Origin of the sequence: Thiothrix nivea DSM 5205 (assembly GCF_000260135.1) — a bacterium.
Taxonomy (GTDB): Bacteria; Pseudomonadota; Gammaproteobacteria; order Thiotrichales; family Thiotrichaceae; genus Thiothrix; species Thiothrix nivea.
In genome coordinates, this window is the sequence record NZ_JH651384.1 from 1876393 (window position 1) to 1890197 (window position 13805).

The window sequence follows — 13805 nt, forward strand, 5'->3', positions numbered from 1 at the left end:
CAATGGACAAGGAACAAGCAGACTTCATTATCTACAACACGGTTGATGGCAAGGCCAGCGTCAAGCTTTATGCGCAGGATGGCATGGTGTGGATGAACCAGAACCAGTTGGCGGAGCTTTTTGCCACCTCTAAGCAAAATATCGGCAAGCATATTGCTAACATATTGAAGGAAAATGAGTTATCTGAAATTTCAGTTGTAAAAAATTACTTTACAACTGCCGCCGATGGCAAACAATACGACATCACCTACTACTCGCTGGAAATGATACTGGCGATTGGTTTCCGGGTGCGCAGCAAACGCGGTACGCAGTTCCGTATCTGGGCAAACCGGCACCTGAAGGAGTACATGATCAAGGGCTTTGTCATGGATGACGAGCGCCTGAAGAACCCGGATGGCAGACCGGATTATTTTGATGAATTGCTGGAGCGCATCCGTGATATTCGCGCTTCAGAAAAGCGTTTTTACCAGAAAGTGCGTGACCTGTTTGCCTTGAGCAGCGACTACGACCCCTCAGACAAGCAAACACAGATGTTCTTTGCCGAGACGCAGAACAAATTGCTGTATGCCGTTACCCTGAAAACGGCAGCTGAGATTATTGTGGCGCGGGCGGATGCCAGCCAGCCCAATATGGCCTTGACCTCATGGAAAGGGGCGGTGGTGCGTAAGCAGGATATTGTTATCGCCAAAAACTACCTGACAGAGGATGAGATCGACACGCTAAATCGCCTTGTCGTGATCTTCCTGGAAACGGCAGAACTCCGCGCCAAAAACCGCAATGATTTGACCATGCGTTTCTGGCAGGAAAATGTCGACAAACTGTTAACCTTCAATGATCAACCCATCCTGACCCACAAGGGCAAGGTCAGCAACGAACAAATGGAAAAGAAAGTCCGCGAAATTTACCAGCAGTTCGACCAGCAGCGCAAAGCCCAAGCAGCCAGGCAAGCAGACGCCGATGATTTACAGGAACTCCAGCAACTGGAAGAACAACTCAAGCGGGAACACTGATGGAACGTTACGAACAATACAAAGACAGCGGCATTGAATGGATCGGCGAAATTCCTGCTGAATGGGGAATGGCTTCGTTAAAATGGAAATCAACAATTTTTTCTGGTGGAACCCCTGACAAGAATCGCCCGGAATACTGGTATAATGGAAACATACCTTGGTTAAACTCAGGCTCAGTTAATCAGTCTATTATCACAGAGCCTTCGGCATTTATTACGGAAGATGGATTTAAAAATTCTAGCGCGAAATGGATAGAAAAAAATAGTGTGGTAATGGCCTTAGCTGGGCAAGGCAAAACAAAAGGTATGTCGGCACTTGTCACCTTTAGGACAACTTGCAATCAATCTCTTTCTGTTATTCAGCCAAAGCCAGACATCAATGCTAAGTTTTTGCTTTATTATCTTCAAAGTAATTATCTGCATATCAGAGCACTGGCAGGAGAAGGAAAAAGAGATGGCCTGAATTTGGAAATGGTTGGTGGAATATCAATTCCTCTTCTTTCAGAAATCGAACAAACGGCCATCGCCGAATACCTCGACATTAAGACGGTAGAAATTGATGCACTAATCAGCCAAAAAGAGCGTTTACTTGAACTGTACGAAGAAGAAAAGGCTGCGATTATCAATCATGCTGTTACTAGAGGCATTGATCCTGATGTGGAACTTGTGGACAGTGGCGTTGAGTGGTTGGGTGAGATTCCGAAGGGGTGGGAAGTTAAAAAGCTGAAGTATACTGTTTTGGTTAACCCGGTTAAAGATAATATTGATAAAGCATCTAGTGATGAAGTTGTTTTTCTTTCGATGGATAAAGTTAGTGAAGATGGCAGAATTGATTGCAGCATTAAGAAACCAATAGTCGAGCTATTCAGTGGATTTACCTTTTTCCGAAAAAATGATGTGATAGTTGCAAAAATAACCCCATGTTTTGAAAATGGTAAAGGAGCACTATTAGATAGCTTGGAGACAGATATCGGTTTCGGCTCCACAGAGTTTCATGTGCTTCGCCCATCTGCCGTTATTAATGGAAAGTTTCTTTACTATATTACCAAGTCAGAAGTATTTATGAAGGTTGGAGAAGCCTTCATGACTGGAGCTGCTGGTCAAAAGCGCGTTCCAACAGATTTCATTTCTGACTTTCCATTAGTTTCACTCGATCTAAACGAACAAATAGCCATCGTCAAATACATCGAAGCCGAAGTTGCTCGCCTTGATAGAAAAATCAGTAAAACTAGACGCATCATTGAACTACAAAAAGAGTACCGGACTGCACTGATTTCTGAGGTGGTAACTGGTAAAGTGAAGGTTCCTGATCTGGAGAGCAAAGAGGTAGCTCAATGACTTTATGTGCTGCGTGGATTCGTCAAGCTAATGATACAGAAGAACTTGTCTTTGCTACCGATAGCACATTAACTGGTGGGGAAAGGTGGGATCATGGCATCAAGCTGTTTGAGCTACCACGTAAAGACTGCTTGCTAAGCTTTGCGGGCAGCACTTTGCGAGCTTATCCATTGGTACTAAACCTCGTTTCCTCTATAACATTTGATAAGTACCTAGACTCGCCGTCTACCAACATTGAAGAAGTGCTTAAGCATATTGCTGAGCTGTTTAGTGAGTTGATTCAGAAAATCGTAAAAGAAGTTGACTCAGAAGACATACATGAGTTACGCAGCGGGGCACGTTTTATTTTTGGAGGGTGGGATTGGCAACGAGGTATTTTTCGTGTGTGGGAGTTATTTTATTCCAAAGAAGTAGAGGGTTTTCTTTTCACTGAAGTCACAGATGATAACTCCAAGACAAGATTTTATACATTTGTAGGTGATGCCAAACAAGAGGATTTTAGCGCCGAGGCGAAAAAGCAATTTAAGCAACTGCTATTTGATGAGGATAAACTTGATTCAAAGTTGGATATGGAGCCATTAAAGCTTTTACGTAAAGTAGCATTGGATACCACTATTCGGGAGGTTGGCGGTAGTTTACAAATTGCCAAAGTCTACAAATCGGGGCGTACTGAGTTCTTTGGCATTGCTTGGCCTTCAAGTGATTCACCACCATATTTCCAAGGTCGAAAGTACAATCAAGTCACCAAGCCACCCGTACGCTATCTGAACCCAGATACGTTTGAGGTTATGGATATGGATTTGCCAGACAAAATTTGCATGACAGATGAAACAGTTTACGGTGTTCATATTGATTTTGTCAGGGAATGCTATCCCAATGGCGTTGTTAATGATGCAATTTCAGAGAGAGATAGATATAGAATTAAAAATATTCTGAAAGAAGTAGCCTATCGACAGTTCATGGAACGGCAGCAGCAGGACGCAGCAGAGGAAGTGACTGTATGAACATCACCTCAGAAAACACCTTTGAAACTGCGATTGTCGCAAGCCTGCTGGAGTCTGGTGGTTATATCGCAGGGGATGCCAGCGAATTCAGTGCGGAACTGGGTATGTTCAAGGCCGAGGTATTGCAGTTTTTGCAAACCACTCAAGCCAAACAATGGGACAGACTGTCCGCCATTCACGGTGAGGATATTTCCAATCGCATCATCGCAAGACTTTACAAGGAAATGGATTTGCGCGGTGCGCTGGATGTGATCCGCAATGGTTTTGTCGATTATGGCGTGCGCTTCAAAATGGCCTTTTTCAAACCCGAATCAGGCTTAAATCCCGATACGCTTGCAATGTACGAACAGAACCAGCTCAAAGTGACACGACAGGTCTACTACAGCAAGAAAAACAAGAACTCGGTGGATTTGGTGCTGTCACTGAATGGCTTGCCCGTGGCAACGCTGGAACTTAAAAACCGTTTTACCGGGCAAAACATCACACACGCCAAACGTCAGTACGCCACCTCCCGCGATCATCGGGAACTACTGTTCGCTTTCAAAAAGCGCGCCCTGGTGCATTTCGCGGTAGATGACGAAGAAGTCTACATGGCGACACGCATTGACGGTGACAGGACATATTGGCTGCCTTTCAATAAAGGTCACAACAACGGCGCAGGCAACCCACCCAATCCGGCAGGTTATCGCAGTGATTACCTGTGGCGCGACATTCTGGCCAAGGATAGCTGGCTGGAAATTATCGGGCGTTTCATTCACCTGCAAGTGGAAGAATTTGAATTTGAGGGCTATACCCGCAAAAAGGAAAAACTGATATTCCCGCGCTTCCACCAATTGGATGCAGTACGCAAAATTACCCACCATGCGCAAACCAACGGGGCGGGGCATAACTATCTGGTGCAGCATTCAGCGGGTTCGGGCAAAAGCAACTCGATTGCGTGGCTCTCTTATCGTTTATCCGGGCTGCACAACGACGCTAACCAACGTATTTTTGATAGCGTGATTGTGGTCACGGATCGGCGCGTACTGGATTCGCAGTTACAAAACACCATCTATCAGTTTGAACATAAATCCGGTGTCGTGCAGCGTATCGACAAGGATTCGCAACAGTTGGCGGATGCCATTGAGGGCGGAGCAAACATCATTATTACCACCTTGCAGAAATTCCCGTTTGTAATCGACAAAGTGGGCGGATTAGCTAATCGCCGTTATGCGGTGATCATTGATGAGGCGCACAGCTCACAAGGCGGCGAAGCCAGCAAAAAGATGAAACAGGTATTAGGCGATAACGCTACCAGTGTGCAGGAGCCTTACCCCAAATACGGTGAAGGTGACGGTGAAGAAGTCATGGATTCGCAGGATATGGTCAGCGACTATATCGAGCAAATTGACCAATCTGCGGCGGCACGAGGGCGACAAGCCAACCTGTCGTTCTTTGCGTTTACCGCAACCCCCAAATACAAGACGTTGGCGGTATTCGGATACAAGGATGTAGAAGGCAAGCCCCAACCCTTCCATCTTTATTCGATGCGACAAGCCATTGAAGAAGGTTTCATTCTGGATGTGTTGCAGCACTACACGACCTATCAGTTATATTTCAAACTGTGCAAAGCGATAGAAGACGACCCGAAAATCAACAGGAAAAAGGCAGCGCAGGCGATAGGCCGTTTTGTATCCTTGCACCCGCATAATCTGGCGCAAAAGACGGAAATCATCATTGAACACTTCCGGCAGGTTGTTGCGGCTAAGATTGGCGGGCGTGCCAAAGCCATGTTGGTGACAGGTTCACGCCTGCACGCCAAACGTTATTTCGAGGAGTTCAAACGTTATATCAAGCTCAAAGGCTACGGGCAGCACATCAAGATACTGGTGGCTTTTTCTGGCAAGGTAGTGGATGACAATTTCCCCGAGGGGGTGACTGAACCCCAACTGACGGGGTTTGGTGAAAAAGAGTTGCCGCAGAAATTTGCCGACGATGAATACAAAATCCTGATTGTGGCGGACAAGTACCAGACTGGCTTCGACCAGCCCTTGTTGCACACCATGTATGTTGACAAGCCATTATCGGGCGTTAAAGCAGTCCAAACCTTGTCACGCCTGAATCGTACCGCACCGGGTAAGGAAGATACGTTTATTCTCGATTTCGTTAATGAACGGCAGACCATTCTTGATTCATTCCAGCCTTACTACGAGTTAACCACCGTTACCGACGAACCAGAACCGAATCACCTGTATGACCTGAAAGCCAAGCTCGACGGGCAGCAGATTTATTTGATGTCAGAAGTAGACGTGCTGGCTCGGGTTTATTTCGACCCCACCACGCAAATGACTCCCCGCACACAGGCACAGTTGTACAGCTACATTGATCCGGCTGTGGATCGTTACAAGGCCATTGATAGCGAAGATTCTCAGGATGAATTCAAAAAGAGCCTGCGAACCTGGACGAATCTATACGCCTTTATGGCGCAAATCATGCCTTTCCGTGAACCTGAGTTTGAGAAATTCTACGCCTATGCCAAGCTGCTGTTGACCAAACTGCCCAAGCGTGATTTGGCCGAGAGCATGAAACTGAGCGATGAAGTGGCTTTGGAATACTACCGGCTGGAAAAGATCAAAGAGGGTTCCATTGACCTGATAACGGGTGAAGATGGTGAACTCGACGGCCTGACGGAAGCCGGTATCAAATGCACAAAAGATGAAAAGATTGCCCTGTCAGAAATCATCGACGTATTAAACGAGCGTTTTGGCACTGAATTTGAAGAGGCCGACCGGCTTTTCTTTGAACAAATTGAAACGGAGTTGATGCAGGATGCCACGCTAAAAGTACAGGCAAGAGTCAATAAGCTGGATACTTTCAAATACGCCTTTGAAGAACTGTTCATTGATAAACTGATTGAACGGATGGATCAGAATCAGGAGATTTTCGAGAAAATTCTTGAGGATCAGTCCTTTGGTGGTTTGGTGAAAGAACTGATGATGAAAAAGATATATGGGCGACTGAATGAGCGGGACTCATAGCAATGCCCAACTTGGGTTTATTTGTTGCTGTCGCTGGGCACGAAAGTTGGCATCAGCGCAAGTGTTGCCCAATTTCAGCCAACGTTTTGCCAATCCTCCGGCTTTCCTCACTCGATGCAATCCCCACCTCCCCCGCAATCCGCCCCCACTGCCGGGTCGCTGAGCGCACTTCCTCCAGCATGTCCCGCCAGCCCTTGATTCCGCAGCTTTCCGCCACCCGCCGGATGTCTTTCAATTGCGGGTTGCCGCTGCCTGCAATATCGGTGGTGTGGTAAGCGTTCACGCCCTCTGATAGGCATTGCAGCGATTTTATAGTAAATTCACCCCATCCCAATAACGAGCCATTATCCCCTTGCCAGCCCTAGCCCACCCACTGCCGACCACCCTTGATGAAGCACATCAGCTGATCGTGCGCCAACAGGAACGGATAGCCGGGTTGGAGAAGCAAGCGGCACGGGTAGTGGTGTTGGAACAGCAAGTCGAAACGCTGCAAAAACAGCTCGAAGAACTGGTGGCCAAACTGGGCAGCAGTTCCCGCAACAGCTCCAAACCGCCGTCCTCAGACAGCCCGGAACAACGGGCAGCCCGTCCAAAACGCAAGGGGAGTGGCCGCCCGCATGGCGGGCAACCCGGCCATCCACGCCACGAACGGGCGTTATATCCCCCCGAACAAGTGACCCGCACTGAACAGTATTTCCCGGAAAGCACCTGCGCCTGTGGTGGGGCAGTGGCGGTTGACTGGGAAAACCCTTACCGCCATCAGGTCACGGACATCGCCCCTCCGCCGCCACCCGAGGTGACGGAGCACCAGTTTTACCACGGTGTCTGCCAATCCTGCGGCAACCAACACCACAGCCAGTGGCCGGACTGGGTCCCCAGCGGGCAAATGGGTGCGGGTGTGATTGCCTGGATTGTGGTGCTGGCCGGACAGTTTCGCCTGTCGATGCGCCAAACCCAGCTCCTGTTGTGGGAAGTCTGGCAGGTGCGCTTCAGCACCGGGGCGATCAGCAAAGCGCAAGGCAAATCCATCCCGTGGATGGGGCCGCTGTACCGTCAGGTCGGTGAGCATGTGCGTGGGCAGGCGGTCTGCCATGCCGATGAAACCCGCCATTACCGTGGCACGAACACCTACTGGTTATGGGCATTGGCGGACAACACCGTCACGTACTTCATGACCCATTACTCACGCGGCAAGGCTGCCGCCGATGCCTTGTTGGGCAGTTTTACCGGTTATCTGGTGACAGACCACTTCAGCGGTTACGGCAATGTCCCGCCCGAACGGCGGCAACTGTGCTGGGCACACCTGATCCGGCACTTCCGCAAGATGGCCGGGCGTTGTGGCGGAGGGGGAATGGTTGGCAAACGCCTGCTGCTGATTGCCTGCGCCACCGTCCGCACCCATCACCGCTGGCAACAGCACCCCGAAGGGGCGGCACGCTACCGGCGGCGGATACTGCGCCTGCGCCGCAGCTTCCAGGCCACCCTCAGCCTGGGCGAAGCATTGGATAACTGCAAACGCACCCGCAACCAATGCAAACATCTCCGTAAAGATGAGGCCATGTGCTGGACTTTCCTCAAGGATACACGCATTCCCCTCACCAATAACCGCGCTGAACGGGTGATCCGCCCCTACGTGCAATGGCGTAAGACCAGTTTTGCCAGCCAGTCGGCACAAGGGGACAGGTTCCGGCCAACCGTGCTGACCGTGTTGGGGACTGCCCGGCAATTGGGGATGGATATGGCAACCCTGATGCGCTATGTGTGCTCCCAAGGCTTGGCTCATAAGCCGGTCGCCGTGCGCTTCCCCTTGGGGCAGGTCTGTACCCGCAAACCGCTACAAATGGCGTGAACGCTTACGGTGGTGTGCTGGTTGTTGATGCCGCTGCTGAACGTGAGGTCAAATGCCGGTGACAATTCCCAGCCGTGTTCCCGGCGGATGAAGGCAAAATTTTTGGCGTGATCATCCTTGTTGTGGGCGAAGACGTTGAACAGCATCAGTCGGAAGGCTTTTTCCGCCTCCCTAACACTACGGGTGATGTTCCGGGTCGCGTTGATGACGGTTTCGTAACTGATGCACGGCAAACGGTGGCTGGCGTAAATATAGCCCGACAAGCTGATGACGTGATGCCGCTGGTTGCCGTCCCGGTCAAAACGACACACGGCAAAAAACTCGTCGGCAGCAGCGCCTTGCCCGACCCGCAGCAGACGACATTCCGGCATTTCCAGCCCAGCCAGTTGCGCCATGCGGGCGTAAGCCAGCTCGATGCGCCCCATTTCGGCTGGGTCTTCCCGCGCCCGGAACTTGACCATCCAGTGCGTATAACCTGCGGGTAAAGGCTGGAAACCCGACAGGCATTCATCCGCCTGTTCCGACAGCGCGACCGTTACCTTGGGGCGCGCGCCACCCGGCGAACCGCCTTGTACCTGCAACTGCTGTAAAACTTCCGGCGTTTCCCCACGCAGCAATTGTTCGGCGGATTGCGCCAAACGCGCTATGTCCACCGTGGCGGAGACATCCCTGCTATGGATTTCCGGTTCATATTCCAGCGCCCCCATTGCCCGTGAGCCGATGTAGGCGAGCCGATCCAGCGGGGTGATTTCATGCGCCTGCCAGCCGGTTTGCTGGCGGAATGCCCGATCCATCAGCAACAGACCCCAGCCATCCGGCAGGGAGTCGTGGAACACGCCATGCACGCCGCCAAACTCCTGCGGTTGCGGGGAGAGTTGAGGTTCGGCTTGGAAAGGCAAGGTGCCGGGCGACAGGTCAAAGCCGGACTGGAGCCATGAGGAGGCGTACTGAAAATAAATCCGCCCACGCGCATCCGTACCGAGTTCACCAACCGTTGTTCCCGCGCTGTGAACGCGCAATCGGGTGATGTGTTTCATAAGCTCCCCCGCTGGCGTGGCCTGGCTTGCAACTCGGCAATGGATTGCGGCGGTTTTGCCGCGAACAGGGGCTGGAACGCATCCATGCAATCCAGCGCAAACGCCAGTTTCAGCAGGCTATGAAAACTGATCTGTCCGCTGGTTTCAAAGCGCTTGATGCTACCTTCGGCAACACCGGATTTTTCTGCCAGCGTGCGCCGGGTCAGGTTGGCGGCCAGACGTTGCGCCCTGGCTTGCGCGGCAACTGTTGCCAGCAGCGATTCTGGCGTTTGAAATGTAATAGGCAATATATTAACCCCATTGCAAATTTTTCTCTTACAAAGGATATTATATTACCTTTTAAATAAATTCGCCTATTCCCCGCCTTTGAATTTCACCATCCGCATGACCTGTATGTCGGAAACAAACACCACCCCGGAATGGCGACTGAAAAACGGGGTGAAACCACCCAATATCGGTTCCACCAGTTCCGGCGGAACGGCAGCGACGATCATGATCAACAAGTCTTCCTCGTTGAACATCAGATGGCCTTCGTGAAACCCCTGCCGCCCCTTGCCGGAAAGGTTATTGATGATGGTGTAACCCTTCACTCCGGCATGGTCGAGCAGGTCGGTGGCAAATTCCTGATATTCGCCTTCCAGGATAATTTCGAGCTTTTTCAGCGGACTGAGTGTGATGTCGTTCATGCCAGTGCTTCCTCTAACAGGGCAGGTTCGGGGGCGGAAAGCTGTTGGTGGGTTTGCCAGCTGCCATCCTCGAACAGGTGTACGGTGTGGGTTTCGGGGTCGATAACCAGCAGCCTGATCCAGGCGTTTTTCACCAGACGTTTGACGGAAATGACCCGCTCCACCGCCTGTCTCGCATGTTCAAACGGGGCTTCGATCAGGGTGACCAGGCGTACCGGCTCGTGGTAGGGCTTGCCTTTCTTGAGCACGGTCTGGGCGGGCAGGCCGGTACGCAGGTCGCTGATATTGCCGGTCATCACGCCGAAGCGCCCCGCCACGTTATGGTTGACCTTGCTGCCGCTGCCGAAACGGTCGTTATCGACGGTGGAAAAGTAGTGTTCCATGTTGATCCACTGCCCCACCACCAGCGGGCCGGTGAGGATGTTTTCCAGCAAGCGCCGTTTGGGGTCAACCCGGTAATCGTAGGAATGCAGAAAGGCACGCCCGTCCAGCGTTGCGTCGCTGGTCAGCCCGCGCCGCCCGATGATGAAGTAGGCGTTGCGCGACAGCCCCCATTCCGGGCGTACCTGTGACCAGTCCACCGCATTGCGTTGGGCGCATGAAAACGCAGAAGCCGGTTCGCAGCTGCTGTAAAATTCCAGCCCCAGCGTCGGTATGCGTTCCTGCGCACACAGGCGGGAAGCGGCGGTCAGGCCCTTGCGCAGCCGATCCAGATACATCAGGTGGGCAGAAGGCACCAGCTCCAGATCAATCAACTGCACCTCGTCGGTGGTAGTGTTGTGCAGGGCAGGCACGAACCAGGTGTCATCGGGAATGTCGATGCCCTGCTCATGCAAGCGTCGGCGTACCTGCGGCTTGTTGGCCATCTGCGCCAGTACGCGCCCGCTGACCTGCCCGTGATTGCCGCCACACGCGCCGCAATCCAGCGCGGATTCATACGGGTTGTTGGCAGAGGTGCTGCCGTGCCCGACCAGCAGGACAAAGCGCGAGAAATTTTCCGTCAGGCCAATTGCCCGCAGTGCCGTGCCGACGTAGTTGGTCTGCTCGTCGAGGGTGAAGCCGATCCGCCCCAGCCGTTCCAGTTGCCACTGGGCGGAGGAGGCGTTGATGCGGTAATCGGTTTGCAGACGCTTGATAAACGTGCGCAACTTGCCTTCGCCCAGACCCAGATGTTGCAGGCATTCGCCGAGATCGGTCTGGTGGTCGAGGGCGGCTTCGCGGAGTTCGCGGATAACGGCATCGGTGACTTTTTCCGGTGCCAGCCCAAATTCCTGCTCAATCGCCTTGACGATAACCGCCCGTTGTACCGTGCGCACGATGGAATCAGCCTCGGTACGACTGAGTTTGTCCAGCAGCAAGTGGGTATGCGGATGTTCCGCGTGCAGGCGCTTACGCCAGTTGTGGTAGCCCCTGGGGGCAAGGGTCTTGCCGATCATGTCGAAGCCGAACAGCAGGCCGATGGCTTCCACCGTGACGAATGGCGTCAGTACGGATTCCTTCAGCTCATGCACGGCATGTTCCAGCGCAGTCATGGCCGGGTCGTCCTGCACGCCGGTCGCGGCAATTTCCAGCACCAGATTTTGCGGGGTGAGGATGACCGGGCATAGATGCAATTCGCTGCCCTTACCCAGTTCCATAAAACTGAGCGGAACGCCGAAGAATCCGGCGATGCCGAAGGTCTGGTAATCGCCGACACTTTCCAGATGGCGACGGATGCGCTCGGAACGGGTATCGATGCAGAACAGCGCCTGTGCAAACGGGCGTTTGCTAGTGGTGGCACAGGGGCGCAGGGTCACGCCATCCAGCAACCGGGTAATAGCTTTGGCTTCCATCGCACGCAGCCACATCATGCCTTCACGCTGCTCACAGGCCGACAGGGTGTCGAGCAGGGTTTGTATTTCGTCCACCGCCATCGTTGCCAGCTTGTCGTCATCACCGGCCAGTTGCGCCAGTTCCTGCAAATGTGCGGCTTGCTGGCGGGCTTCGTGCTGGCGTTTTTTCCGGGTGTAGGTGGTAAATACAGCAGCAATGTCGACAGGCTTGTTACGCAGCAGGGCGCGTTCCACCGTATTCGCCATCACAGGCAGAATCTGCCCGCTGTACAGCTCCAGCCGTAACCAGGTCTCCTGCGGGCGTTCGGTAATCATGGCTTCCAGCGCTGTGCGGGTATTCAACCGGCGTTGTAGCTTGCCGGAATTGAGCAAAGCCAGCGCCAGCGTCAGGCGGATCGCCATGAAGTCGATCAGGTCGCCGGGGTATTTCTGGTTCCAGTGGTAGCGCTTGGCGCTGGAACGCCAGCGGATGAAACCGACCCAGCCGTGCAGCCGCGCCAGTTCGCGGGTGAAATAGGCCATCCAACGCGCTTCGGGAATACCCAGCTGTGCCAGCACGTAGGCAATAATACCTTCCGGCGTGTCGGCTTCCCCCAGAATGCGGCGCACCTGGCGGGTACGTTGCACCAGCGGAATATTGTGCAACGCCAATTCCCGCCATGCCTGGAAGAAACCGTGTTCGCGCCCCGGCATTCCCCACGCTGACTGGCCTTCATCGAAAAAGTCGAGGCAGCTTTTGATCAGCAGGGTATCAAGCTCCTCGCCAAGCTGAGTACCGTACAAGGCATCGACGGCTTCGTACACCGGGCAGTCTGCAAGCAGGCGCTGGCGCAGCCGGGTTGTCAGCTTCTTCAGATCAATGCCTGCGTTCGCGTCAGGCTCCTTACCCGTCAGTACGGTGTGGATGTCGGCAGCATCCGGCAAGGTGACAGCGGGGCTAACCGGCTGGCGGGTTTCGGTGAGCAAGGCCAGCAGCCAGCGCGGTAATGCCAGCCCGGTGGTATTTTCCCGCCCGGCCAGAAATGCACTGATTTCAGCCGCCAGCGCGTTCCTGTCTACCTTGCCTTCGTCCAGATAAGCCTGATAGAGGCTGCGCGGCAAATAAGCCCGCCCGTGAAACAGCTTGCTGCCTTGTTCCACCGCTTCGGGAAAAGGCAAGTGTTCCAGCCCGTGCAGGGGGTTGTGGTGAATGAAGGTGCGCATCGGCCAGAAAAACGGGATCGGTTCCGCCGCCATGTGAATCATGGAACGGATTTTCAGGCTCATGCCCAGAAAGTTGTTCATGCTAAACCTCCCGTTACCAGCAAGCCTGCCAGCGCCAGCACCGCCAGAATCAGCGCAAACGCCCAACTCAGCCCCGACTGCAAATCGCTGACTTGCCCGGCCTGCTGTTCAGGCCCGACCAGCAAGCCTTGCAACAGGCGCACCCCCGCCCAGCTCCAGCTCAGCCAGGTCAGCAACATCAGCACGGCGATGAACGGGCTGGCCAGCAACAACATGTGCAGCATGGTGAAAAATGTGGGGAACACCGGCGTAGCGATAGCCGCCAACGTACTGAACACCAGCAATCCGGAAAAACGTGGCATGATGCTGGCCAGCCCGCCGTACAAATGGGTGTAGGCTGCACCGAAGCGCTGTTCCAGCCCTACCGCCAGCAGCGCAATCAAGGTCAGTGGAATACTGAAACCCAACGCATCCGCCATCAGTAATGCCTGTTCTCCGTTAGCCAATAGCGGAAACCACAACAGACTCCATGCTGAAGTCGCCAGAAAGCCCACCCAGCCGTTCACATCCCGCTGCGTAATCAGGCGGAAGCCGTACAGCAAGGCTGTCAGTGCCGCCCACAGCAGTACCCAGCCGGGCAGTTCCTCACCCAGCAGAAAGAACAGTGCCACCCCCATTTGCGGCCAGCACAACAACAAACCGATCCTGAGCAAGGGGTGACTAAACCGTTCCAGCAAATAATTGAACACCATGCTGAGCGGAAACAGCGGCAGGAACAAACCGATCAACAATAACGTGAATACAGACAT

Annotated in this window: 11 protein-coding genes; 5 read left to right on the top strand and 6 right to left on the bottom strand. The window is 53.2% G+C overall.

Translation table 11 applies throughout. The features are described 5' to 3' along the window. Positions 1-2 precede the first annotated feature (2 nt). Genes THINI_RS09370 through THINI_RS09385 form a run of 4 tightly spaced genes read left to right on the top strand, consistent with a single transcriptional unit; the run spans position 3 to position 6368 of the window. Positions 3-1010 (top strand): virulence RhuM family protein, encoded by a 1008-nt coding sequence (locus tag THINI_RS09370; protein ID WP_002708360.1) that lies wholly within the window; start codon positions 3-5, stop codon positions 1008-1010. Continuing rightward, complete coding sequence (locus tag THINI_RS09375) at positions 1010-2347, top strand: restriction endonuclease subunit S (protein ID WP_002708361.1); 1338 nt, start codon at positions 1010-1012, stop codon at positions 2345-2347. The genes THINI_RS09370 and THINI_RS09375 overlap by 1 nt, the downstream gene beginning before the upstream one ends. Next, positions 2344-3351 carry a hypothetical protein gene (locus tag THINI_RS09380; protein WP_002708362.1) on the top strand — a complete coding sequence of 336 codons (1008 nt, stop codon included), beginning with the start codon at positions 2344-2346 and terminating at the stop codon, positions 3349-3351. Before THINI_RS09375 ends, THINI_RS09380 begins: the two co-directional genes overlap by 4 nt. Beyond that, positions 3348-6368 (top strand): type I restriction endonuclease subunit R, encoded by a 3021-nt coding sequence (locus THINI_RS09385; RefSeq protein ID WP_002708363.1) that lies wholly within the window; start codon positions 3348-3350, stop codon positions 6366-6368. Before THINI_RS09380 ends, THINI_RS09385 begins: the two co-directional genes overlap by 4 nt. Before the next feature lie 52 nt (positions 6369-6420). On the opposite strand, the gene THINI_RS09390 is transcribed toward THINI_RS09385, so the two are convergent. Next, on the bottom strand, positions 6421-6651 hold the full coding sequence (locus tag THINI_RS09390) for a hypothetical protein (protein ID WP_040839331.1): 231 nt from the start codon (positions 6649-6651) through the stop codon (positions 6421-6423). A gap of 69 nt (positions 6652-6720) precedes the next feature. Here THINI_RS09390 and tnpC point away from each other — a divergent pair, with 69 nt between their 5' ends. Then, positions 6721-8217 carry an IS66 family transposase gene (gene tnpC / locus THINI_RS09395; protein WP_002707503.1) on the top strand — a complete coding sequence of 499 codons (1497 nt, stop codon included), beginning with the start codon at positions 6721-6723 and terminating at the stop codon, positions 8215-8217. Here the strand turns inward: tnpC and THINI_RS09400 are convergent. From THINI_RS09400 to THINI_RS09420, 5 genes are all read right to left on the bottom strand, one after another. Next, positions 8148-9254: a type II toxin-antitoxin system HipA family toxin gene (locus THINI_RS09400; protein ID WP_050988025.1), complete on the bottom strand. Its 1107-nt coding sequence runs from the start codon at positions 9252-9254 to the stop codon at positions 8148-8150. The genes tnpC and THINI_RS09400 overlap by 70 nt on opposite strands. Further along, positions 9251-9541, bottom strand: a complete 291-nt coding sequence (locus tag THINI_RS09405) for a helix-turn-helix domain-containing protein (RefSeq protein WP_002708364.1) — start codon at positions 9539-9541, stop codon at positions 9251-9253. The genes THINI_RS09400 and THINI_RS09405 overlap by 4 nt, the downstream gene beginning before the upstream one ends. A 66-nt stretch (positions 9542-9607) precedes the next feature. Next, positions 9608-9940, bottom strand: coding sequence for a P-II family nitrogen regulator (locus tag THINI_RS09410; RefSeq protein ID WP_002708365.1), 333 nt, complete (start codon positions 9938-9940; stop codon positions 9608-9610). Then, entirely contained in the window at positions 9937-13056 is a 3120-nt protein-coding gene (locus tag THINI_RS09415) for a DUF2309 domain-containing protein (protein WP_002708366.1), read from the bottom strand. Before THINI_RS09415 ends, THINI_RS09410 begins: the two co-directional genes overlap by 4 nt. Further along, positions 13053-13805 (bottom strand): hypothetical protein, encoded by a 753-nt coding sequence (locus THINI_RS09420; RefSeq protein ID WP_002708367.1) that lies wholly within the window; start codon positions 13803-13805, stop codon positions 13053-13055. The genes THINI_RS09415 and THINI_RS09420 overlap by 4 nt, the downstream gene beginning before the upstream one ends.